The 24,603-nt window shown below is 61.4% G+C and carries 17 protein-coding genes; 4 read left to right on the top strand and 13 right to left on the bottom strand.

Features of this window, described 5'->3' with window-relative positions:
• Nucleotides 1-4 precede the first annotated feature (4 nt).
• The gene (locus ACYQ6J_RS11240) at nt 5-2,218 is read left to right on the top strand and encodes a glycoside hydrolase family 32 protein (protein ID WP_460184281.1); all 2,214 of its coding nucleotides are present in this window, start codon (nt 5-7) and stop codon (nt 2,216-2,218) included.
• A gap of 24 nt (nt 2,219-2,242) precedes the next feature.
• Here ACYQ6J_RS11240 and ACYQ6J_RS11235 read toward each other — a convergent pair whose 3' ends face one another.
• The 11 genes from ACYQ6J_RS11235 to ACYQ6J_RS11185 form a co-directional block, all read right to left on the bottom strand.
• A complete protein-coding gene (locus ACYQ6J_RS11235; RefSeq protein WP_460184280.1) occupies nt 2,243-5,599 on the bottom strand; it encodes an error-prone DNA polymerase in 3,357 nt (1,118 codons plus the stop codon).
• A 28-nt stretch (nt 5,600-5,627) separates the two neighbouring features.
• Nucleotides 5,628-7,055 (bottom strand): DNA polymerase Y subunit UmuC family protein, encoded by a 1,428-nt coding sequence (locus tag ACYQ6J_RS11230; protein ID WP_460184279.1) that lies wholly within the window; start codon nt 7,053-7,055, stop codon nt 5,628-5,630.
• Nucleotides 6,958-7,746 carry an ImuA family protein gene (locus ACYQ6J_RS11225; RefSeq protein WP_460184278.1) on the bottom strand — a complete coding sequence of 263 codons (789 nt, stop codon included), beginning with the start codon at nt 7,744-7,746 and terminating at the stop codon, nt 6,958-6,960. The genes ACYQ6J_RS11230 and ACYQ6J_RS11225 overlap by 98 nt, the downstream gene beginning before the upstream one ends.
• A 370-nt stretch (nt 7,747-8,116) precedes the next feature.
• A complete protein-coding gene (locus ACYQ6J_RS11220; RefSeq protein ID WP_460184277.1) occupies nt 8,117-8,425 on the bottom strand; it encodes a Sec-independent protein translocase subunit TatA/TatB in 309 nt (102 codons plus the stop codon).
• A 58-nt stretch (nt 8,426-8,483) separates the two neighbouring features.
• Nucleotides 8,484-8,699, bottom strand: coding sequence for a Sec-independent protein translocase subunit TatA/TatB (locus ACYQ6J_RS11215; protein ID WP_460184276.1), 216 nt, complete (start codon nt 8,697-8,699; stop codon nt 8,484-8,486).
• 207 nt (nt 8,700-8,906) lie between these two features.
• On the bottom strand, nt 8,907-10,172 hold the full coding sequence (gene glgC / locus ACYQ6J_RS11210) for a glucose-1-phosphate adenylyltransferase (RefSeq protein ID WP_460184275.1): 1,266 nt from the start codon (nt 10,170-10,172) through the stop codon (nt 8,907-8,909).
• Nucleotides 10,173-10,668: 496 nt separating this feature from the next.
• Nucleotides 10,669-12,624, bottom strand: coding sequence for an asparagine synthase (glutamine-hydrolyzing) (gene asnB, locus ACYQ6J_RS11205; RefSeq protein WP_460184274.1), 1,956 nt, complete (start codon nt 12,622-12,624; stop codon nt 10,669-10,671).
• 40 nt (nt 12,625-12,664) lie between these two features.
• A complete protein-coding gene (locus ACYQ6J_RS11200; protein ID WP_460184273.1) occupies nt 12,665-13,810 on the bottom strand; it encodes a glycosyltransferase in 1,146 nt (381 codons plus the stop codon).
• Nucleotides 13,811-14,097: 287 nt separating this feature from the next.
• Nucleotides 14,098-15,285 (bottom strand): glycosyltransferase family 4 protein, encoded by a 1,188-nt coding sequence (locus ACYQ6J_RS11195; protein WP_460184272.1) that lies wholly within the window; start codon nt 15,283-15,285, stop codon nt 14,098-14,100.
• A complete protein-coding gene (locus tag ACYQ6J_RS11190) occupies nt 15,282-15,821 on the bottom strand; it encodes a phosphoribosyltransferase (RefSeq protein WP_460184271.1) in 540 nt (179 codons plus the stop codon). Before ACYQ6J_RS11190 ends, ACYQ6J_RS11195 begins: the two co-directional genes overlap by 4 nt.
• A 50-nt stretch (nt 15,822-15,871) precedes the next feature.
• Entirely contained in the window at nt 15,872-16,378 is a 507-nt protein-coding gene (locus ACYQ6J_RS11185) for an L-2-amino-thiazoline-4-carboxylic acid hydrolase (protein WP_460184270.1), read from the bottom strand.
• 531 nt (nt 16,379-16,909) lie between these two features.
• Between ACYQ6J_RS11185 and ACYQ6J_RS11180 the strand changes: the two genes are divergently transcribed.
• Complete coding sequence (locus ACYQ6J_RS11180; RefSeq protein WP_460184269.1) at nt 16,910-18,610, top strand: ribulokinase; 1,701 nt, start codon at nt 16,910-16,912, stop codon at nt 18,608-18,610.
• A 129-nt stretch (nt 18,611-18,739) separates the two neighbouring features.
• Nucleotides 18,740-19,432 (top strand): class II aldolase/adducin family protein, encoded by a 693-nt coding sequence (locus tag ACYQ6J_RS11175; RefSeq protein ID WP_460184268.1) that lies wholly within the window; start codon nt 18,740-18,742, stop codon nt 19,430-19,432.
• Between the two features lie 26 nt (nt 19,433-19,458).
• Here the strand turns inward: ACYQ6J_RS11175 and ACYQ6J_RS11170 are convergent, their stop codons facing one another.
• Nucleotides 19,459-20,940, bottom strand: coding sequence for a serine/threonine protein kinase (locus ACYQ6J_RS11170; RefSeq protein ID WP_460184267.1), 1,482 nt, complete (start codon nt 20,938-20,940; stop codon nt 19,459-19,461).
• Nucleotides 20,941-20,990: 50 nt separating this feature from the next.
• Nucleotides 20,991-22,307, bottom strand: a complete 1,317-nt coding sequence (locus ACYQ6J_RS11165) for a hypothetical protein (protein ID WP_460184266.1) — start codon at nt 22,305-22,307, stop codon at nt 20,991-20,993.
• A 972-nt stretch (nt 22,308-23,279) separates the two neighbouring features.
• Between ACYQ6J_RS11165 and ACYQ6J_RS11160 the strand changes: the two genes are divergently transcribed.
• The gene (locus ACYQ6J_RS11160; protein WP_460184265.1) at nt 23,280-23,849 is read left to right on the top strand and encodes an LIM domain-containing protein; all 570 of its coding nucleotides are present in this window, start codon (nt 23,280-23,282) and stop codon (nt 23,847-23,849) included.
• The last annotated feature ends 754 nt before the right edge of the window (nt 23,850-24,603 follow it).

Here is a 24,603-nt window from a genome sequence, read left to right as displayed (position 1 = left end):
TATCGTGAAACGTTCGATCAAGCGTGCGTTGATCTGTGCGGTCGTCGTGATGCTGCTCACGCCCATCGGTGTGGCTGGAGCAACCGCCGGGCAAGGGCCTGCTCGCGATGTGGGAACGCAGGATATTCCGATCGACGATTTTGAGCGGGCGGAATACGCACCGTGGACGGTCGAGGGCGACGCTTTCGGTCCCGGACCTGCGGAAGGTACCTTGCCTAACCAGATGCCGGTGACGGGCTACCGTGGCAAGCGGTTGGTCAATTCGTACTACGGCGGCGACGCCCCGCAAGGCACCCTCGTCAGTCCGCCGTTTCGCATCGAGAGACGGTATCTCTGCTTCTTGATCGGCGGAGGCGGTTATCCGGACGAGACTTTCATGGAACTGCTCGTGGACGGCAAAAGCGTTCGCAAGGCCTACGGACCGAACGTTCACCCGGGCGGATCGGAGGAATTGGATTGGGAATCGTGGGACGTTTCGGAGTTTCGGGGCAAGACGGCGGTTCTGCGGATCGTGGATCATCGCTCCGGAGGTTGGGGGCACATCAACGTGGACGAAATCGTCCAATCGGACGTGAACAAGGCCGAGGCCGCCGTGCATGAGTTCGTCGTCGAATCGCGATTCCTCTTGCTGCCGGTCGGTGACGACAGCGAGCGAATCCAGTGCCGGCTGCGTCTTGGGGATCGCGTGGTCCGCTACTTCGACGTTGACGTCGCGGAACCCGGCACGCGGGCGAGGTTTTGGGCCGCCTTGGATATCTCGGAGTTTCGCGGCCGGACATTGCGTTGGGACGTTCGACCTCGATCGACCGCGGAAATCGTGGCCGCGCAGGCTCGCCAGGCGGAAGCTCCCATTTTCCCTCAGGACTTGTACCAGGAAGACCGGCGCCCCCAGTTCCACTTTTCACCGCGCGTGGGGTGGACGAACGATCCCAATGGGCTGGTCTATTTTCAGGGCGAATACCACCTCTTTTTCCAGCACAACCCGTTCGGCGTACGTTGGGGAAATATGACGTGGGGGCATGCCGTGAGCGGCGACTTGGTCCATTGGCGGGAATTGGGCGATGCCATCCTGCCCGACGAATCAGGCACGATCTTCTCGGGTTCGGCCGTTGTTGATCACGCTGAAACGTCGGGGTTGGGATCGAGCGATCGCCCCGCCATGTGCGCCTTTTACACGGCGGCGGGCGGCCATTCGTTCGATCCGCGCCCTTTCACGCAATGCATGGCGTGGTCCGTGGACCAGGGCCGAACCTGGACGAAATTCGCGGGCAATCCCGTGGTAGGCCCGATCGCCGAGGGCAACCGCGATCCCAAGGTCTTTTGGTTCGCTTCCGCCTCGCGCTGGATCATGGTCTTGTATGTTCGGCGCGACGCCTTCTCGCTCTTTTCCTCGCCTGATCTGAAGGCGTGGCAATCGGAGGGCGAGGTCGAGTTTCCCTCCGCGCACGAATGCCCCGAGTTGTTCGAGCTTCCCATCGAAGATCGCCCCGGCGAATCGCGTTGGGTGCTGTGGTCCGCGTCGGGAAACCATCGAATCGGCACTTTCGACGGTCATGCGTTCACGCCGGAAAGTCCCGTCTTGCGGAGCGAGTGGGGCAAAAACTGCTACGCCGGCCAAACCTGGAATGATGTGCCGGACGGAAGGCGAATCTTCATCGGCTGGATGAATTCGGACGGTTCCGCCTACCGCGACATGCCCTTCAATCAACAGATGACGTTTCCCCGGAGGTTCACTTTGCGAAGTACGGAGGAAGGCTTGCGACTCCACGCCTTGCCCATCGAGGAAATTCGGGGATTGTACGACAAAGTGCTGGAGGGGCGTGCGATTCCCTTGGCGGCGGATCGGCGGCAAGAGTTTCCAAGCGGCGAGTTGCTCGACGCGGAGTTGTCGTTGGAAGGACGGGGGGCCGCTCTCATCCGTTTGAATCTGCGCGGCGTGGAGGTCGCCTATCGTCCCGAGGAGGGCACGCTGGAATGCCTGGGGAGCAAGATCGAAGACTTGCGAAAGGATCAACCGCTGAAGCTGCGTTTCCTCGTTGATCGGACGTCGATCGAGGTTTTCGTCGCGGACGGTCGATATGTCATGTCGTTCGTCGTGCCTCTCGATCCGGAACAATCGGGGCTTCAGATCACCGCGGACGGACCGGCGGAGATCGGTTCACTGGCGATTCGAGAATTGCGGTCGATATGGAACACGTCGACCGAGGCGGCGGAGTGATCGTTCGCTGCGGCGCGGGGCGGTTCAACAGAAGTCTCGCGATTGGTTGTCGAGGCTTTCCAATTTGGAGGATAGGTCCTCCAGTCGCATGACGACGACGTGAATGACGCCTTCCTGCCTTTGCAGGCGACCGACCGCGAAAAGCACAACCGCCGTAAGGGCGGCGTTGCGCCAGCGCCGCCACACGTCGGGCTTGACGATCAAGTTGATGATGCCCGTTTCGTCCTCCAGGCTCACAAACGTAATCCCCTTGGCGGTGCCGGGGCGCTGCCGTACCATCACGATCCCCGCCACGCGGACGGGACTTCCCGGCGGCAGACGTTCCAACTCCTTGGCCGTTACGGCTCCGCGCTCCCGCAACAGGGGGCGCAGAAACGCGAGCGGGTGTCTTCGCAGCGACATACCCGTCCAAGCATAGTCGGCCAAGACTTCCTCCACCGGTTCGGCCTTGGGAGGCGCATATGCAGGGCCGGTTGCGTCCCGGCGGAGAGGGCAACCGGCCGCTTCGGCGGCCTCGAAGAGCGGCATCGGACGGTTTTCCGCGTCCAAGGCCTTCCAACCGGCGCGGCGGCGATCCAGCGCCAGGGAGCGGAAGGCGTCGGCGCGGGACAATCGGGCGAGGGTCGATCGCGAGAGGCCCGTTCGGCGGACGAATTCGTCGAAGTCGCTGAACGGTCCGCCGCGGTCGCGCTCGCCGACGAGTCTCTCGACGTCTTGGCGGCGCAAACCGTCCACCAGATGGAATCCCAGGCGAACGGCCTTGGGGGGGAAAAGTGCCGATTCCGCAAGACTCGCCCCGGGTCGCTTCCCCGCCGTGTCGTCCGGGGGCGGCGAACCGTGCAAGGGGATGGCCGACTCTTCTTCCCGGTCGTTTGACGGATCGTCATGCGGGCGGTCGATTTCCTGCGAGGCGGGAGCGAGGACCTCCGCCGCCTGCGATCGCGGGAACGAGGCGGTCGCCCGAGACGCAACGCCGATTCGCGGCGCGGCATCCTCCAAGACGGTTTCCCAACTGCTGTAGTTGATGTCCGCGGGGCGCACCTCCACGCCGTGGCGCCGGGCATCGGCGATCAATTGAGCCGGTGCATAAAAACCCATCGGTTGGCTGTTCAACAATCCCACCGTGAACGCGGCGTGATAGTGATACTTGAGCCAGGCCGAGACGTACACCAAAAGCGCGAAGCTTGCCGCGTGCGACTCGGGGAATCCGTAGTCGCCGAAGCCGCGGATTTGGCGAAAGACCGCCTCCGCGTAATCGGCGTCGAAGCCTTGGGCGGCCATGCCCTCGATCAGCTTTTTCCGGAAGGCGTCGATCAAGCCGGGTCGCCGCCACGCCCCCATCGCGCGGCGCAACTGATCGGCCTCTCCCGGCGTGAAACCCGCCGCTTCGACGGCCAATCGCATGGCCTGCTCCTGAAACAGGGGCACCCCCAACGTCTTTCCCAGCACGCGGCGAATCGTCTCGTGGGGATAGGTCACGGGTTCTCGCCCCGCCCTGCGGCGAAGATACGGATGGACCATGTTTCCCTGAATGGGGCCCGGTCGGACGATGGCCACTTCGATCACCAGATCATAGAAACATTTCGGTCGCAGGCGAGGCAGCATGCTCATTTGGGCGCGGCTTTCGATCTGAAAGACGCCCATCGTATCGGCGCGGCGGATCATCGCGTAGACGCCGGCGTCTCCCTCGGGAATCGAAGCCAGGGTCAGCCTTTTGCCGTAGTGTTTTTCGATCAATTGGAAGGATCGGCGCACCGCCGTCAACATGCCCAGCGCCAGGCAGTCCACTTTGAGGATTCCCAATTCGTCCAGGTCGTCCTTGTTCCACTGGATGACGGTCCTTTCCGGCATGGCGGCGTTTTCGATGGGAACGAGTTCGCAGAGAGGCCCCCGCGTCATCACCATGCCGCCCGTATGTTGCGAGAGGTGCCGCGGGAAGCCGACCAGGGTTTGCGTCAGGGCGATCCACCGTTGGGCCGCGGGGGAATCCGCGTCGAGGCCGATTTCGCGGAATCGCTCCGCCAGGTTCGGCTCATGGTGAAAGTGCTCGATCCGCTTGGCCAGGCGGTCGATCTCCGCGAGGGGAAACCCCAACGCCTTGCCGGTTTCGCGCACCGCGGACCGAGGGCGGTAGGTAATGACTTCCGCCGTCATGCCGGCCCGATCCCGCCCGTACTTTTGATAGAGGTATTGCAGAATCTCCTCCCGCCGCTGGTGCTCGAAGTCGATGTCGATGTCGGGGGCCTCATTCCGTTCGCGACTGACGAAGCGTTCGAACAAGAGGTCCATCCGATCCGGATCGACGGCGGTGATTCCCAAGCAGTAACAGACGGAGGAATTGGCGGCCGAACCGCGACCCTGACAAAGAATGCCGCGCGATCGGGCGAAACGCCCCAGATCCCAAACGGTCAAGAAATAGGCCTCGTAATGCAATTCCCGAATCAGCCGCAGTTCATGCTCCAAGAGTCTCCGCACCTTTTCGGGAATCCCTTGGGGATACCGCCGGTGCGCCCCCTCCCAGGTCAATCGGGCCAAATATTCGATCGGCGGCTGGCCGTCGGGAGACAATTCCCGGGGATATTCGTACCGCAGCTCATCGAGGGAAAAGCGACAACGATCGGCGACTTCTTGGGTGCGCCGCACGGCTTCGGGCAAGCCATGCCATAGGGCGTCCATTTCCTCCGGCGTTTTCAGGTAACGTTGAGCATTGGCGAAACGGTGCGCCCCCAATTGATCGACCGTGGTCCCCAAGCGGATCGCGGTCAGCACATCCGCAAGCGCCGCGCGATCGGAGTGGTGATAATACACGTCTCCCGCGGCCAGGACGGGAAGCCGCGATCGGCGTGAGAGTTCGTGGAGCCACTCCCGGCGGCGACGGTCGTTCGAGCCGAAATACAACTCGCACAAAAGATAACCGCGATCGCCGAACAGATCGCGATATTCGCGCAAACGCGGCAGCAAAGCGCCGGGGCCTTGCAAGCGGGGAATCACCCCGGCCAAAAGCCCCTCCGCGTGTTCCGCCACATCGGCGAAGGAAAGTACGCAGCGTCCCTTTTCGGCTCGGCGCCGCCCCAGAGTAATGAGACGGCACAATCGACCGTAGGAAGCTCGATCGGTCGCCCAAAGCACGACCGGCAGGGAATCGTCGGGTTCGATCTCGGCTCCGATTACGAGCTTGATTCCCACTTCCTTGGCCGCGATATGGGCCCGGACGATGCCGGCGAGTCCGGCGCGGTCGGTGATCGCCACGGCGCGGCACCCGATCTCGGCGGCCTGTCGGACAAGTTCGTCGGGATGAGAGGCCCCTTCCAGAAACGAGAAGTTCGTCTTGGCGTGCAGTTCGCAATACATGGCGCGAGTGGAGGTCGTGGAAGTAGGCATTCGCCGAAGGCCGCGCGTCCGTCCAAGATCAGTCGAAGCGACCGTGAAGGAACCAACGCGCGTCTTGCAGTCGTCGGTACAGCCAAAAGTGCGAGCCGTTTTCCCATTCCGTGCGGTAGTAATCGCGTGCGGTCAATCGGCCGCGCCACCACCCGGTTTCGATCCGCTCCGGTCCCCAGGCCCGAACCACGGAAAACCATTTTCCCTCGTAAAAACAGCGATAGGGCGGACCGTCGGGATGCGCCGCCACGACCGGAATCGGAATCGGTCGGGCATATAACCGCGTCGGTCTGGGGCCGACTTCGGGAAGCGGCGGGGAGTGCCGTCGGTTCCGTTTTTGCTTTCGGGCGGTAAACAGCGGAACTCCTCGCCAAGCCAGTTCCGGTTCGTATTCCGCCCGCAAAACGGGTTGGAGCACTCGATCCTCGCCCAATCGGGCGACAAGCCTTTCCGCCAAGCGTCCCCACCTTTCGGTTCGTCGCCTTTCTCCCGGCCATTCCTCGAACATCGGACGCGGGCGCAGGTTCAAAGGGGCGGTCTCGAGGGCTTCAAGACGCACTCCCGACACCGCCGCCGAAAAGCGGCGACGTTCCAGACGCAAATGAATCACCTCCAGAATGCCGCGAGGATCCACGGCGGGGGTGAAAAATTCCAGTTCTTCCTCCACGTTTCCGCCGTCCTCGCAATGGATGGCGACCTTCAGTCTCGTAATGCCGAGATCCTTCCTCGCGGGTTGAAACACCAAAAGCTCCACGGCGCGCTGTAGGCAAAAGGCCAACGCCTCGGGCGAGGTACTGGGGTATTCCAACCATTGCGTTACGGATCTCTCTTCCGGAGGTTGCCAGGCAGGGAGAAGTTCCGCCCGATGGCCCAGGATTTCCTCCCACCGCCGCCGCGTATCGAGGCCGAATTTGGCGGCGACTTCGTCGGCCGGTATCTCCATGAAGTCGGCGACCGTCCGGATGCCTAATTCTCGGCACCAAACCGCGACTTCCCGCTGAAACCCCAGCGCCGTAATGGGATACCGGCGAAGGAACGCGATGCCTCGACCCGGCGGAATCCAATACACCCGGGAAAGAGGCGGGGAAGCAGCGACGCCCTCGGTAAGGAACGCCGGTTCTCGCGCGAAGATGCCGGCCATGCCGATGGTATCTCCGAAGGCGATGCGGACCGGCGGCGTCCCCAAGTCCTCGCAATCAGCCAGAATGTCCCGTATCAGGGCCGATTCCGAGGAAATAAGGTGCGACAGCCCCGTGATGTCCAAAATCAAAGCGCGATCGTCGAGGGGATTCGGCGCAATGCTAGGCGTGTACCGGGTCAATCTTTCGGCCAGTACGTCGCGGAGTGAACGCTTTGCATTACCCTCGGAGTCGTCTTCGCGGCGGGTCGGGCGCGGCCAGTGCGTTGCATCTTTCGGCCAGTCGCCGATCATCAGACAAAGGATACGTCGGTTCATGGACGAGGATCTCCACGCTGCGTCCGGGAATCATTCCCCGGGCGGCCAGCAGACGAATCCGCAGTCGCCGAGCCTCGGATGCCGTGTCGCCCGGCTGCGGCCAAGGCAGCGGTTCCACTAGGAAGCGAACGGCAGCCCAGCAAGGATCGGCCCGTGCCGCCGCCGGTCGCAGGATCAGCCCCAGTCCGCCGCCTCGCTCGACGGCCAATTGAAACCTTCGCGGTACGACGTCGTTCAGTCGGGGAAATGCGGCGAGCACCGCCGCCACGCTTTCGTCGGCAAGGCATTGGTGGACCGCCCAGACGGCATCCCGATGCGACGCCGGGCGGATGAGAACGGTTCTCGCCGGATCGAGTCCGCGCCGGAACGCCGCCGGGGGATGGAACGTGCCCGTATCGTCCACGATCACCGCCGTTCCTCCGTCGCGACAGGCCGCAGTCGCCAATCGCAGCGCCATCTCTTCGGCGCCGGAACCGGGGCGATCGGCAAGCCATTCCACGAGGGATGCGGGAGAAACGCCTCCGCCGAGCAGTTCTTCGTCGATTTCCCGAAAGCCGGTTTGCAGTCGCGGACCGATGGTGGTGGGAAGGGGCCGCAATCCCTCCAGACGCCGACGTAGGTCTTCCACCACCCGGCGAACGGAAGGCTCGGCGAGCGAGGGCGTCTCGGCGGAGTTCGCGGCGGTGTTCATGGGAGGTCGTCAATCCTCCGGCCCGGTGGTAGGTACGCATGTACATGTAATGTACTTTTGTACCGTATCGGCGTCAAGCCGGAAAAACTTGCGTTCCGCCGGGTGAAAGCGGGCTTGAGGGATCCGCCTCAAGGGGTTGTTCCACGGAAACGATGAGACCTGGGATCGCGGCAATCGACCGGCGCGCACGGCGAGGCAAGCGATGCCTCGGCGGAGAATGCGAGATCGCCGACCGAGCGACGGTAAAGAAAAGAACGGAAACCGCTCTCACCCACCCAAGCGGATCGCGGCGACCATGCGCAAAGGCCTTGGGAAGGCGAGGCGACGGATTTTTTGGGATATCACGTAAGAAAGAAGCAAGAAGCGGAACTCACGCCTGCTGCGAGGCGGGTTCTTCTTGCGGTTCCGCGCTAGGGGGAACGAACTTGGGGGCGGGGTTCGTTTGTTTGTCTTCTTCGTTTTCGCGCGATTTCTGGGGTGTCGGCTTGGTCGTCTCGGTCGCCGCCGACCTCAACTCGTCCTCAATCCCTTGCAGGCCTTTCTTGAATTCCATGAAACTGCGTCCCACGGACCGCGCGACCTGTGGGAGACGATTGCCGAACAGCAGCAGAGCGACGATCATGATGATGATCATCTCTCCTCCACCCGGCATGCCGAATTGGGCCCATAACGGAGCCATACAAGCCACCTCCGCTTATGTAGGTCCGCCATTCGCGGTGAAGGACCGCGAGGCGAGATCACGTCGATTTGGAGTCTTTTTTCTCGTCGGTAACGACCTTATCCGTGCCGTCATCCTCGCCGGAAAGACCCTTCTTGAATTCCACTACACCTCTTCCAAGGGATCTCATGACGCCGGGAAGACGGTTTCCAAACAGCAGTAAGATGATGACGCCGATGATGAGCATCTCCATCGGCCCGGGCATTCCAAAGAAGACCGCGAAGGGCAGGGACACGGCAGAAACCTCCGAAATTGAGAACGCAGGGGTGGCGCAGGACGACACTCCAATGGTGTCGGTGGGCGTCATTTTTCATTATATTGCCGCAATCCGGCCCGTCAAACTACCCTCGAACTTTCGGGAACCGTGCTGTTTCGCGAAGGATGGTCGCACGCGGGCGGCGCGGGCGAACGCCGGGCGATGCATATGATCAGATAACGTCGATCAAGGATCCCGTTCCAGGGCATGTTCCCAGTACGTGACCGTGCTTTCCGCCTTGGCGATCACGGTGATGCCGCTTTCCGTGACGACGAAGCCTCGCGCGCGATCGGCGCTGGGATCGTAGCCGATCTCCATGCCCTCCGGAATACGAACGCGCTTGTCGATGATCGCACGGCGAACCTTGGCGTGGCGTCCCACCTCGACGCCCTCGAACAGGATGGAGTCCTCGACCGTGGCGTAGCTATTGATCCTGACGCGGTGGCCGAGGATGGATCGCCGCACCGTGCCGCCCGAAATGATCGTCCCGTTGCAAACGATGCTGTCCAGGGCTTGACCGCGTCGCTGCGGATCCGCGAAGACGAACTTGGGAGGCGGATAGTTGGGCTGGTAGGTGCGGATGGGCCAACGTTCGTCGTAGAGGTTCAGTTCCGGGTCCACGCCCACCAGGTCCATGTTGGCCGCGTAAAAACTGTCCAGGGTCCCCACGTCGCGCCAGTACGAATTCCGCTTGCGATTCTCGTCCATGAAGGGATACGCGAACACTCGGTGGGCTTGCAGGATGGAGGGAATCACATCGCGGCCGAAATCGTGCGTGCTGCCGCGCTTGGTGGCGTCGCGGCACAATTCCTCGAACAAAAACCGGGCGGGAAAGACGTAAATACCCATCGAGGCATAGCACCATCCCGGTTCCTGGGGGATCGATTTGGGGAATTCCGGTTTCTCTTCGAAGCCGACGACGCGACTCGACGCATCGACCTCGAGGACGCCGAATTGGCGACTTGCCGTCTCGCATCGTTCCTTGAGGACGCCGATCGTGGCGTCGGCCCCTTGTGCGATGTGATATTCCACGAGTCGCCGGTAATTCATCTTGTAGATGTGATCGCCCGCCAGGATGACGACGTAGTCCGGGTGCTCTTTCTCGATGGCGTAGATGTTTTGATAAACGGCGTCCGCCGTACCCTGGTACCAGTTTTCGTCGATGCGCTGCTGGGGAGGGACGACGTCGGCGAACTCGCCCAATTCACGGCAGAAATAGCGCTGCCAGCCCACATTGATGTGGCGGTCGAGGCTCATCGCCTTGTATTGAGTGAGAATCAATATCTTCCGCAGACCGCTATTCAGGCAGTTCGACATGGTGAAGTCGATGATGCGGTAGGCGCCGCCGAAGGGAACGGCGGGCTTGGCCCGATCCCGCGTCAACGGGTCCAACCGTGAACCTTTTCCGCCGGCCAAAATCACGGCCACGATGCGTTCTTGCGTTGCGCTCATTGCCGGTCTCCTCGAGCAACGGTTTCCGCGGGTTCGCTGAAGGCAAACTCCCTTTCCGCGTACATAGGGGGGCGATGCGAATCGCCCCGACCGAGGGCGGAGCACTCACCGTGGGATTGCGCGGGTTCGACCGCCGGTTGCCTCCCTTCCCGGTTCCTCGGCGGTTGGCTCCTTGTCACATTGTATCGGCACCGCAGCCGCGGGCGGTACTGCCTTGCGAAGCCTGTGCGGAACTTTTGGCCTGGAACGGGCACGCAACCGCTCCGGCGTTTTGTTCAAGCCGCAAAGAATCCGATTTCGGCTTGCCCTTGGGAGTCGCAAGGAGCTATAGCTCGGTCGTTTGCGCTGCGGAAATACGGAAGGCGTGTACGGTTAGGCTGTTCGGAGAAATCGTCCCGGAATTTTTGCAGGCGGAGGCTTCGCAAAGTCGCAGGATCGCCATGTGTTTTGGCTTGTAGCGATCGTGTGTGCCGGCAGATCCCGTCGAACAAATCCGCTAGGAGTCCGCTCTCAAGGCCGCGACGAAGGACTCGGAATCGTGATCGATCCAGCGGCGTTGCCACAATTCGAAGAACAGCAAAGCCCAAATGCGATGGCTGTGGTTCCACGTTCCGGATAGGTGTTCGTCAATTAGCCGCCGCACGGCGTCCGGGCGAAACCAGCCCCGACTGAGCGTCCGCTCATCGAGCAGGACGTTTCGTGTCGGACGGGATAGCGGTCCGCGAAACCAGTGGTCGAGGGGGACGCCGAACCCCATCTTGCCGCGCCGCAAAATGGTCGGCGGAATCAAATCGGAGAACGCCCGGAGCAGAATCCGCTTGCCCTTTCTCCCTCGCAGTTTCGCTCCGATCGGCAGCGCAGCGGCCAATTCGACGACGCGGTGATCGAGGAAGGGCGGGCGCGTCTCCAGGCTGTGGGCCATGGACGCGATATCGACCTTTACCATCAGGTCGCAGGGAAGGTAGGTCGTCAAGTCGGCCAGGGTGGTGGAAGTGATAATGTCCCGACGGCAGGATCGGGCGTAGCTCTCTTCTAGAAATTCGGCGGGATCGTAACCGTCGAGAGCCTCGAGGAACGAATTGGAATACAACTCGGCCCGCCGCGCTGAATTAAAGATTGCGATCCAATCCAAATAGCGGCGTTGCGGGGAGAGTTGCAGCGACTCGGCGAACCGGCGCAGGCGACTCCAAAACGATTTCTGGCGGCGTTGGGGTAGGGCACGCCACCACGGCGAGGCCAGCAGTCCGCGCACGGCGGAGGGTAGGGCGTCGAACCGCTGTCCGATGCTCATGGCCCAATAGCGCGGGTAGCCCGCGAACAACTCATCACCTCCGTCTCCGGTCAAGGCTACGGTCACGTGCGCTCGAGTTTCGCGCGACACATACCAGGTGGGAATGGCGGAGCTGTCGGCGAAGGGTTCGTCATAGTGCCAAACCAGCCGGTCCAAGATTTGGACCGCGTCCGGTTCCACGCGAAACTCGTGATGTTCCGTGCCGAAGGCTTGCGCCGCCGTCTTGGCGTAGTCGGTCTCGTCGTACTCGGCGATGGGGAAACCGATCGAGAAGGTCTTGACCGGTGAAGACGAGAATTGCCGCATCAAGCCGACGATGATCGTCGAGTCGATTCCTCCGGAGAGAAAGGCCCCCAAGGGGACCTCGGATTCGAGGCGGATACGCACGGAATCGCTCAGCAGCGAGCGAAGTCGGTCGCAGGCGTCGTCGGCCTCGCGATCCGTCATTTCGTGATTGAAGTCGGGATTCCAATAGGGACGAATCCGCAATTCGCCGTTTTCGTAAACGGCCATGTGGGCCGGGGGGAGTTTGGAAATGCCGCGATAGATCGTCCGCGGATGGGGCACGTATTGGTAGGCCAGGTAGGCGTCCACCGACGCGGGATCCACCTCGGTCGGCATGCCCGGCACGGCAAGCAGAGCCTTCAACTCGCTTGCGAAAACCAGGCGGCCCTGCTCCAAGCGGTACACCAAGGGCTTTTCCCCCAGGCGGTCGCGCGCTAGGATCAATCGCCTGCGTCCCTCGTCCCACAATGCGAACGCGAACATGCCGTTCACGAATTCCAGGAAGTCTTCGCCCTCCTGTTCGTATAGGTGGATGAGAACCTCGGTATCGGAGTGCGTGCGGAAGCGATGGCCTTGCCCCTGGAGTCGCTCGCGGAGAGCCCGAAAGTTGTAGATTTCGCCGTTGAAGACGATGTGGACGGAATCGTCCTCGTTGCTCATCGGTTGACGACCGCCGGAGAGGTCGATGATGGAGAGGCGACGGTGCGCGAGACCGACCGAGATTCTCGGCGACGTCGCCGACGGCGGTACGGTTCGGATCAGGTAGCCTTGGTCGTCGGGGCCGCGGTGTCGCAGCGCGTCGGCCATGCGTTGCAGTGTCGGCGCGTCCAGAGCCAACCGAGAGTCGGTCCACACCGCGCCGGCAATCCCACACATCGGGCCGTTCTCCTTCGATCATGCGGCAAGAGGTTTGCGCTCAGGCGTGCGGATCGCCGGACCGACTCGGCGTCTTCTTGAGCAATTCTTTGTAAAGCCGGCAGTAGGCCTCCGCCATCCGCGCGAGGCTGAATTCCTCGCGGGCACGCCGGCGAGCGGCCTCTCCCATGCGACGACGCAGGTCCTCGGCTTCGAGGAGTTTTTTCGTCTTGGCGGCCAAGGGCGCCCTGCCGCTCTTCCCCGCCGGGACCAAATAACCCGTCTCATCCGGCACGATCAGTTCACGATTGGCGGGGATATCCGCGGCGACCACCGGCACGCCGCAGGCCATGGCCTCCAGCACGGCGTTGGATTGGCCTTCGTAGGCGCTGGTGTTCCAAAGCACGTCGAAGTGCGGCATCCAGCGGGCAAGGTCCGTGCGATGGCCGACGAAGTGGACTCGATCCGCGATTTCGATGTCGTCGCGGTATTGCGTCAATCTTTCCCGCAGGGGGCCGTCTCCGATGATGAGCAGATGGACGTCGTCGCGGATTCGCTTCAAGAGATCGGTCGCCCAAATCGCGTCTTCGACTCGCTTTTGCGGCCAAAGACGGCCCACGAGCGCGATCACCCGGGCATCGTCCGGCAGGCCGAATTCCAACAGCATGGCCCGGCGGGAATCCGAAGGTGCCGGCGGTTCGAGGACGGCGTTGGGAATGACGACGATCTTGTCCCGGGGTATTCCGTGGGCGACGTAGAAGTCTTGGACGTAACGTCCGTTCGCTACAATCGCATCACTGAGCCGAGCCAAGAAGCGATCGATACGGAAATGCCACCACGATTTCCAATCATCCGCGCATCGTTCCGAGCCTACGATATGAGGTACGCCGGTCCGCCATGCCGCCCAACGACCGTAGGCATTGGCCGCGAAAAGCCAGGTCTGAACAATATCCGGGCGAAGTTGCCCAATGAATCGCCGAAGCCTTAGATAGGCCCGGGGATCGAGCTTGGCGGCCTTGCCGATGACCGTCACGGGGACGCCGGCCGATTCCAAGTCCTTTTCGTACGGACCGCTCCGCGTCAGGGCGCACACATGCACCGGCCATCCGCGGCGCTTCAACTCGGCGGCCAGCAGCGTCAACTGCTTTTCCGCTCCCGCTTGGTCCAGCGTGGGGATGATGTGCAGGACGGTTCCCGTTTCGGACACGAAATGCGATCCCTATGCTTTCCAGTGGTTGGAAGGTTGTCGGCGAAACTCATCGGCCTTCATTCCAGCGACGAAAAGATACGCCGAACCCTCGTGCCGAGGAAGTGATCCGCGTTCTGTCGGACGCTCGGAGGGCAAGTCCGCGACGGTCCTCGCGTTTCTTACTCGGTTTATCAGTCCTTGCGGTTGCGGTCAAGACGAACATGTGCGCCGCTTCGGGCGGGGCACGCGGCGAAACCGTCCCGCGTTAGAGGGAACCGGCGGCATGAAACGGCGGTGGGAGCATCTCATGCGGCGGATATTCTTCGACGGTCCAGCAGCCGCGAGAAAAGGTCGAGATGCGCATCGAGGACCTTTTCGAAACCGAATTCGGCTTCCACTCGCGCCCTCGCGCCGGCGGCCAGCGATTGCGCCAATTCCGGTTCCTCCAGCAGACGCGATACGGCGCGGCTGAGTGCGTCGGGCGACCGTACCGGCACGAGCATACCCTCGCGATCCGGTCGGATCAACAAGCGATTGCCGGGGATGTCGGTGGCGACGATGGGCAAGGCCGCCTCCATGGCCTCCAGAATCGCCAGCGGCATTCCCTCCTGGTGCGAGGGGAAAACGAAACAATCGGCCGCCAACAGAAAGTCGCGAACGTCGTCGAAGGCCCCCGGCAGCATCACGCGGTGTTGCAGGTTGCGCGCACGAATGGCATGTCGCAACTCCTGCTCCAGCGGACCTTCGCCCACCAACCAAAGAAAGGCGTGGGAATGCCGGCGAACGACGGTTTCCCAGGCTTCGACCAACTCGAGCAACCCTTTTCCGGGATGGAGTCGGCCCACGTAAACGCTCATGACGTCGGAGTCGGCGAGTCGCAGTTGCGGTTGGATACGCCCTAACGCATCTCTTGCGAGATTGCGGTCGCCGGGAGTCCGCTTCGCTCGGACGACGATCCCGTGGGGAAGAAGGTGCAAGCGGTCAGGCGGATAACCGGCGGCGACCAATTCTTCGAAGACTTGTGGGCTGGGGGCCGTCACGGCGTCCGCGCGGCGGCAGACGCGGCGGATGTGGGTGCCTAGAAGCGCGGTTTCCTGCCATGCGCAGTCGCCCGTGGGACCGCTTCCCGGGGCGAAAAGAACGACCGGATGAGTCCGCGAAACGGCCCGGATCGCCGCCCAGGCATCGTGTTTCAGCATGGCCGTGTACACGATGTCGTATTCGCCCGCGTGCCGCCTCAGTCGGCTTATCAGGGCCTGCATGTATCGCAGCGTGCCCCAAAACCGCACATTGGGATTGGGCAAACGTACAACCGGAAAGCCCCGGAATTGGATGCAATTCGGCCAGGATGGGTCCAATCGGGCCGTCAATAGCGTTACGGGGCATCCTCGGCCGACCAGTCCGGCGCCCAACTCGGCCATGAATCGCTCGGCTCCGCCGATCAGCGGCCAAAATCGTCGCGTGATTAGTACGACGCGAGGCCGGGCCTTCACGATGGCGACTCCGCGGCGATTTCGTCCGGGTCCAAAGCGGCTACGTACGGCAAGTGCCGATACTTGCCCAGGTGGTCCATCCCGTAGCCCACCACGAATAGGTCCGGAATGTCGCATCCCTTGAAGTCGGGTTGGACGGGCATGCGACGACGACCTTCCTTGACCAGCAGCACGACGGAACGCACGCGCGCGGCGCCCAGGTCGTCGAGTTGTGGAATCAGCTCCCAAAGCGTTTCGCCCGTATCGAAAATGTCTTTGACCACCAGCACGTCGCGGCCCTCGACAACCGGGGCCAACACGTCGGGGTTGATGACGAGCGGTCCGGGACGCTCGGAGTTGTCCATCGGTTGGCGAGAGGACACCATTTCCAACTCGTAGGGAATGCTGATCTTGCGAATCAAGTCCGCCAAGAACGCCACGCTACCCAGCAGCAGGCCGACGATCGTGAGTTTGCGGCCCGAGTAGGTCTCCTCGATCTGCCGCGCCAGACGGTCCACCGTTTCCCGCAGTTGGTCCTCGGCAATCAGAATCTGCATATTATGATCTCCCACGTAAAGACTGTTTGAGAGGCCGTCTTGACCCGGTGTCACGCGCCGGGCCGAATGTGCAGGCGGCAGCATCCGGTCTCGCCGGGTTGCCAAGTATCGGCGCAGAATCGAAAACCGGCGCCTTCGAACGTGCCGTAGTCCACCTCGGCCGCGATGCGGCAGAGCGTTGCCGTCAACTCGTCGGACAGTCCGGCCTCCTGCCACGCCTCCCGCAAGGGGCAGCGGTGGAAATAGATATCCAAACCTTCCGCCGAGCTTTGCAGCACTTCCGGTTGGAACATCCGCCCCTCGTCCGGAATGTCGCCCAAGAACGCCGCCTTCAAGCCTTCGAGATTCTTGGGGGCATAGGGACGAAACTTTCGGCCGACCTCCTCTCCGCGGCGCCGGATCGCCCGCTTCATGACCGCTTCGGCCCGCTGGGCGCCCAATTCGGCCGACAATTCTTCGAACAAATGCCAATAGATCATGGCGCGGTTCTTGTAGGAGTCGTACAGACGCCGGCGCAGTTCCGCCTCGACATGGTTGGGGTTTGCGGGTGCGTTCATGGAAAAAGGTTTCCTTGTACCGGTAAGCATTTGTAGAAGGGTGAATCGGTCGCGCGACCAAGCTCGATCCGGGCCGCAGAGACCGGCGACCACGGTCGTCAACATCGCGATTACGAAACCGACACGGGCAAATTGGGAAGGCGACATGCCTGCATGCCGTCACAAAGAACGATGGTAAGGCACGGCGATGATCGTGACAACTCGCCCTTGTTTTCCCGAGAACGGCATTGACGAAGGACCTAAAGTGGTCTTGGGAGAGTCGGTCGCGATCTTGCGCCGGCAGCGGCGTCGAAAGGCGATCGGTCGGTTGGCCGAGGGCTGGGCGAAGCGTCGCCTTGCATCTTGTCGGCGGGCGTGGAAGACGCTAGCCTAGGACTTCGGAAACACGACCGAGTCGGGGTTCGGTCCCGGCAAGTGGACAAATCATTTAGGCCTGGAAAAGTGAGGATGCCCCTTAAAGGTTCCGTGACGGGCTGAGCAGCGAGGTTGCTTATCTTAGGGGTTCGTGAGAAGCCGAGCGAGGAGTCGATCATGGCTAAGCGGGGAGAGCGTCGGTTCGCCATCGGGGTGGATTACGGTACCAACAGCGTTCGGGCGGTCGTCGTGGATGTCGCCGACGGTTCGGAGGTGGCAACGTCCGTCTTCCCGTACCCGAGCGGCGAGCACGGAGTCATCCTCGACCCGAAGAATCCGAACTTGGCCAGGCAAAACCCGGCCGACTACGTGGAAGGGTTTTATCGCTCGGTGCGCGGCGCGATTCGAGCCATTCCGCGAAATGCGGGTTTCCTGCCGGAGAACGTCGTGGGAATCGGAATCGACACCACCGGTTCCACGCCCTTGCCGGTGGATCAGGACGGCATGCCGCTGGCGTTCAAAAAGCAGTTTCAGCAAAATCCGGCCGCGCAGGCTTGGTTGTGGAAGGACCATACTTCCTACCAAGAGGCGAGCGAGATCACTGAAAAGGCCCGAGAGATGGGCCTGCCCTATTTGGCCAAATGCGGCGGGACCTACAGTTCGGAATGGTTCTGGTCCAAGATTTTACATTGCCGCAGGGCACACCCAAAGGTCTTTCAAGCGGCTTATGCCTGGGTGGAATTGGCGGATTTCGTGCCCGGTTTCATTACCGGAAATCTCAAGCCCGAGACGATGCCGCGTTCGATCTGTGCCGCGGGGCACAAGGCCATGTACCACGAGTCTTGGGGCGGTTTGCCGAGCGAGGAGTTTTTGGCCGCTCTGGACCCGGATTTGGTCAAGGTTCGGCGCCGCTACGCCGATCGGGCATTACCCTCCGACCGTGAGGCGGGTCGCCTCGATCCCGCCGTGGCCAAGAAGGTCGGATTGCCGGCGGGAATCCCGGTGGCGGTGGGGGCCTTCGATGCTCACATGGGCGCCGTGGGGGCGGGAATCAAGCCCGGTACCTTGGTCAAGATCATCGGTACCAGCACCTGCGACATGATGGTCGTGCCCCTCGATCAAAACCTTCCGGATATACCGGGACTGTGCGGAATCGTTCCGCATTCGATCGTGCCCGGCATGTACGGGTTGGAGGCCGGTCAGTCCGCGGTGGGCGATATCTTTCACTGGTTTGTGCAGCATCTCACGCCCGCGGCGTATTCCGCGAAGGGCGACCCGCATGTCAACCTGACGCGTCAGGCCGAAACGCTCAAGCCCGGCGAGAACGGTTTGTTGGCCCTCGATTGGAACAACGGCAATCGGACGATCTTGGTCGATCCGCTTCTGACGGGGCTTTTGGTCGGGCAGACGCTGGCCACCACCGCTCCGGAGATCTATCGCGCCCTGGTGGAGGCCACGGCCTTCGGAGCGTTGACCATCATCAAGCGGTTCGAAGAGTACGGCGTGGAGGTCAAGGAGGTCGTCAACTGCGGCGGTATCGCCGAGAAGAACCCCTTCGTCATGCAGATTTACGCGGATGTCTGCAATCGGCCCATGAAGATCAGTCGAGCGTCCCAGACCTGCGCCCTCGGTGCAGCGGTGTTTGGGGCGGTGGTGGGTGGAGCCTACCCGTCCGTGGAGAGGGCGCAGCAACGCATGACCGGCACCAAGTCCGTGGTGTTTCGTCCCCGAAAGGCCGCGGCGGAAGTCTACGCCGAACTGTATTCGCTGTATCGTCGACTGCACGACGCCTTCGGAATGCCGAACGTCCAAGCCGACGTTTATGACGTGATGAAGCGACTCATTGCCATCCGCAAACGAGTTCGCGGCGAAAAATAGGCTTCCCGAGTAGAATAGGTTCGTCGCCTCCGGCGTAGAATGAAAAGGTGATGCGGTTGTATTCCGACCGTGTTGCCGGTGCGAACTGAATATACCGCCGCAAGCGGGCCTCCCACAAAGGAATCGGCCATGGATTTGAGGGAACTGCGAGAACAGGTCTGTTTGGCGAATAAACTCCTCGCTCAACACGGGTTGGTATGTCTTCACTCGGGAAACGTCAGCGGCCTGGACCGCGAGAGCGGGCGGTTGGTCATCAAACCGTCGGGCGTGGATTATGAAACCATGACTCCCGACGACATGGTAACCGTGGAGTTGATTACCGGCAAAGTGGTCGATTCCCGTTTGCGGCCCAGCGTGGACCTGCCGCATCACCTCCATCTCTATCGAAATCTGCCGGGGGTCCAGGGAATCACCCACACGCACAGTACGTATGCCACGGCCTGGGCGGCGGCGGGGCGTGCCATCCCGTTGTGCCTGACGCCAATCGCCGATCACTTCGGAGCGGAGATTCCCTGCGCTCCGTACGTTGATAACGACGGGAACAATATAGGCCAGGCCATCATTCGTCACCGCAATCGGGCCCCGGCCATCTTGCTCGCCAACCACGGCGCGTTCACGTGGGGACCGACGGCGCTCGATTCCGTCAAGCTGGCGATCGTGTTGGAGGACGTGGCCCAAAAGGCCTTTCTCGCCGCGCAATTGGGCGGACCGCTGACAATTCCGCCCGACGAGGCCCGGAAATGGTACGATCGCTATCACCACGGATACGGCCAGATCGTACCCCCGAGAACGCCGTCCACCGTGACACGAGCGAGCGGTTAGCGGAAAGATTACTACTCGGCGAAGTCTCAACCGCCGGGCTTTGAGGGAGACTCCGAGGGGGATTCGGCGGACGCTTTCGCCTTTTCCCGACGCATGAACTCCTCGATGCCGCGCTGAAACTCGTCCGTTTCCTCGTCGCTCGGCGTGCTAGCTTTCGGGGCGACCGATGGCGTCGGCTCGGAACTTGTGGGAGCGGTGCCGCCGCGGAGCGAGCCTAGCAATAAGAACACGGCAACGGCGACCGCTAGCACGATCGCCCCGGCGATGAGGGCCGGGTTCAACTTGCGTTTAACGGTTTGAGACTCTTTCCGGCTTGCCGCGTCGACGGTCTTGACGCCGCTGGAAGTGCGACCGGGCGGCGTCACCGCGATCGGCGTTGTCGCCGCCGACTCCGCGGCGACCTCCGGCGAAAACGCGGGTCCCGCGGATTCCGCCTCCGCCGGCAAGTCCTTTTCTTCCTCGATGTCTTCCAGGGGCCTGGCTCGCACCAAGTACCGCGCGTGACTCTCCTCCCACTGCCGAATCGCTTTGACGATTAATCCGGCGTGGTCCGGACGATCGTTCGGCGATTTCGCCAACATCCATTCGCACAGTCGGGCCAGTTCCTCCGGCACATCGGGCCTCAATGATGTCAAGGAAGGCGGCGGCGCCATCTGATGCTTCAGAATGCGTTCCGCCACGGTGCCCTCGGCGAACGGGCCGCGCCCCGTCAGGGCGAAGAAGAAGGTGCAGCCCAACGAGTAGATGTCCGCGCGTCGGTCGAGGGAACCGTCTTGCATGGCCATTTCCGGGGCCATGTAATCGACGCTCCCCAGAAGGCCGTCCTGAGGCTGGGCGCCGGCGGCGCGCTCTCCTTGAATGAGCCGGGCCATACCCAAGTCCAAAATCTTCACCACCCCTTGCCCATTGATGAGAAGGTTGGCCGGCTTGATGTCGCAGTGCAAAATCCCATGGTCGTGTACGTGGCTTAGACCCTCGGCGCATTGCCGTATGCCGTCCGCGGCTTCCGGGATCGGCAAGGGACCGTGAGCATCCACCAACTCTTGCAGGCTCTCGCCTTCCACGTATTCCATGACCAAGTAGTAGTGGTCGCCCCACGTATCGACGTTATAGGCGTGGACGATGTTGGGGTGGTCGAGCGCGGCGATGGACCGGGCTTCCGTGAGGAATTGTTCGACGGCCTGCGGATTGCGGCTGATGCGAGGCGAAATCAGTTTCACCGCGGCGCGGCGATGCATGGTGACATGCTCGGCCAAGTAGACCTCGCCCATGCCGCCCCGCCCCAGCAGTCGCAGCAGTCGATACTTTCCCAGGAAGAAATCGCGGCGACCTCGCAGCAACTCCGCGATTTGCCAATCGGTGAGGAGATTACGCTCTTTCAGCCAATTCAAAGCGCCCTCGGCGTCGGGCAGGCGGTTGTCGCGAAGCAACTCGCGCCATTGCTCTTCGTCGAGCAAACGGCTTTCCCGCAACCGCTGAATGACCGTGTCATTCATCGAGACGGACATGAGTCAACCCCGGTCTTTCTTCCCAACGCCGTTTTGCGTCTGCCGGTCGACTACTCTCGCGTTGGAGGCGGTGCGGCCGGAGTCCGTTCGGATTCTTCGCGCGGAGGGAACGGTCCCACGGCGATGTCGTCCGAAATCCCTCCCATTTCGCCACCGTCATTATGCAAGTTCTCGCCGACGGAGTAAACGATCCATCCGCTCGGCGTTTGAGCTAGGCGAAGCTCTTGCCCGTCGAAGGGGTCGCGCTTCCATTCCTCCGGGATGTCGGCCTCTCGCAGACTTTGCGGTACCGCCCCGCCGCCTCGCGATCGTTCGAGGATGCGTCCGGCGGTGAGCAGCAATCGTCGAAGCGCCTCGACGCGGTAGGCCTCCGCAATGGCGGAGCGGAGCGACGGCGCCGTCATCTTGGCGGCGTCCGCGTCCGGGTTGACGTAGTTCTCGATCCGCACGTTGGCCACATCTCCGTAAACGCCCGTCTTCAAACCAGATTCGAGTCGTTCGAAAAACTTAAGGTAATTCAAGCGGAAGCGATTGTACGGGTAACGCTTCCAAAAGGAGTCCTTGTCCGGATAGCGCTCGGTCAGGGTCAGACCGAACGCACGCTCCTGTCGCACCATGCGGAGCAAACGTTCCGTCAGCGGGGGCGACTGCGACAATGTTTGCAGGATCGGGTCCGCCGCCGATGCAGTGCCTTCGCGCAACAGAAGGTGCAGCAACTCCAGTCCCTGCCGATCGACGAACAGGGTGGTTTGCATGGCGATGGCGCCCGGCATCGCCTCGCAGCGACGCGAACACTGAAATAGTATCCGGATGACATGCGCCAGTTCCGCCCAATCCTTGTCCTCCAGGGCCAACAAAGCTCGAAATTGTAGCGCTCTGGCGACGGTGATCCGCAACTGCGTGACGGTGACGATGTGTTGCAGGAATTGCTCGGGCGAGGCATCGGATGGCGGCTGATCCGCGGACGAGGGCGGGCTTGTCGTCCACTTTTCTGCGTCGGCTACGAAGTCGGGATGGGCCGCAAACGCTTGTCGTGCCCGCGCTAAACCCTGTTCGTTGTAACGTCCCGCCGTCAGCACCGCCGGGGCGTAGGAATCCTGCAATTTTTTGCAAATATCCTTGGCCGAGGCGTGAGCGGCTTCGAACAACTTCTCCGACTCCGCGGCATCTCCTTCAGCTTTGCCCGCGGAAAGCGCTGCCGTTAATTCCGCCAGATTGGTCGGCGCCCCCGATTCCCGGAGTTTGGCCAGGTTACCGGCGATCGAGGCGCTCGAAACTTGCGTCAAGACGGCGAAAACCGCCAATCCGCACACCCCCAGCACGAGGACGCCGAACAACGCCCAAAGGGTTCGTTTTTTCGATGCCACGATCTCATTGCTCCGAATTCGAAAAGACAACGCTCTTCACAACGCACCGCCTGACTTCACTTTGGACTTACGAGGGACTGCGGCAGCACCGACCGGATCGGGCAACAGGTCCTGCATCGGGTAGCATCCCGGGCGCGGTGCTCAGCGGCATTACCCCACTCCCGCGTGGGGATCGGCCCATGGGGTCTCTCATTATGTCCTCGAAAGACGTTGCATGACAAGTATTTTGCACGGCATTGTTAGCCGCGAATAGACATGTCCCCGGATTCTCACGCATGGAAATGTCCCCCACCCAGGCTTCAAGAAACTGCCGAATCGGGCGGCGGAGTGGAGGACGAGCGGAACGCCTTCCAGGGGCGATGCACCCGCTTCGCCCGCGAGGCCGACTCGTGCTCACACGCGCCGCGTTGTGACAAGACTGACGACGCCGGCAGCGCAGAACTCTGAAAGGAAGCGTTAAGAATCGGGTTCCGGCATCGTAATTCCTAGGAGAAACGCTCTCACGCAAAACCTGAGGCGTAAGCAGTGCGTGGCGGCAAAACGAAGACTTGCGAGGGCGGTCGCTCAACCGTAATTAAGGGAGGAGTGAACTTGATGACGGGCAAGACGAGGCGAGAACTTCATGCCGCCGGTCCGGCGACGCAACCCCGAAAGGGAAATCGCACCTATAGGAGAAGTCTTCGTAAAACGGCGCCGGAATGGCGCCTTGAGTGGGACGCAGGACGCCGGCATCGAGAAAGACGGCGAACGCTCTCATTGATCGCACAACCCGATTGCAGCGTCCCTGAGTCCATCCGCCGAATCAACTGTGATTCGGTACCAAGACAAGCACGGTGACCGTTCACCCGGATCGTTCATAGTGCCTCCGGTCGCGATGCTGCGCCCGTGCTGTGATCGGCGGCGATAGTCGCCCGAAGGATCGGTGGTCGGCGCCCACCCTGATACGCCTGTCCCGTGGCTGGGAGAAAAGACATGACTGCGGATCAATGCGCTCGGTGCGGCAAGCCTTTCCTGTGGTATTGGAGATGGCGGTACTCCTGCGATCATTGCAAGGTGAGCGTATGCAGCAGTTGCCTCTCGACCAACATCGAGGGACGAAATGTGTGCAATCAATGCCACGTTTGCAGCTTGTGCCGCTCCAGGGTCGCCAAGCAGACGCTTACCGCCGTCCGTTCCCGTTTGCTGTGTTCGCGATGCTACAACGGCTTTCTCCAAAGGCTCAACAACTGGATCCCGGGCACGAAACGTGAAACCTTACAGGGGTGCGTGATTACGCGCCGTCTTGGATTGATTCGCGTGTACGATAAGTGCGAAGATCCCGCGGAGGTTGCCAATATCTTGAAGTTCGAAGTGGCGCTCGCCGGCGGAAACTCCTATGTCGAATTCTTCTGGGATAAACATATTAAGCACCACGAAGAGGAGTATATCGCGGGTTACGGGGCGAAAGGGAATCCTTATTATAGGACCCGGCGGTGGACCACTCAGTATTTTACGGGCCATGCCGTGGCCGTGTGTGCGAACAGGAGGGGTGGGAAATTCTAACGGCGATCCGCTGCACGTTTATTAATAGGATGGTGTGGGATCATCCGTACTACAGTGCGCATCGAGAGTCGCCACAATTCCGCTGGAGTATAAAAGAGTGGACATAGGCACGCTGATCATGCTGGCAGGGTTGATCGACAGCCTCATCAAAGGCAATGTGTTTCCCTTGTTAACGGCTACTATTATGGCCGCCCTTGTGACGCCTAGGCCTGTTGGCGATAAGAACCGGAGAAGACGCTGATTCTGAGTTCGCCTAGACTTCGACCTGATAGCAACGACAGCGCCTTATTCATGTCGCGGTATCAGTGTTTAGATAGGGTGTTTTCCCTCCCGCGGAGATTTCTTTCATGACACCGGAAAAGTTCGAAATCATTAAGCAGCGATGGATCATGTTTGGGACGACTGTGTTAATCCTGGACGTGTTTATAGGTGGAGGGTTCTTCACTATCGCAGCGTTATTCAGTCTGCGTGAACTAATGGAATGTATCAATGACGTGTGAAAGGAAAAAAGTTATCTTCTGTTCCGAATAATATTGCAGAGGCGACGAGACCGAGCGATTCGGCGAAGTCGCCCGCTCCTGCGTACTCGGCAAACTGGTCAACTTCCGGCCGGTTCGGATGTTGATGGCGTTACGGTGTCGCGGCGAGCACATCGGCGCGAGGCCGAGTATCGACCGGACAGCCTGCTCTTGGGTTAAGAATCGGTTTGTCGACGGGCGAGACGTTCCGCCCGGCGGATCGCTAAACTTCACAC

It is taken from the genome of Thermopirellula anaerolimosa (genome assembly GCF_054657335.1).
The sequence above is the reverse complement of the archived record's forward strand: the minus strand, read 5'-3'. Positions and strand labels throughout refer to the sequence as shown.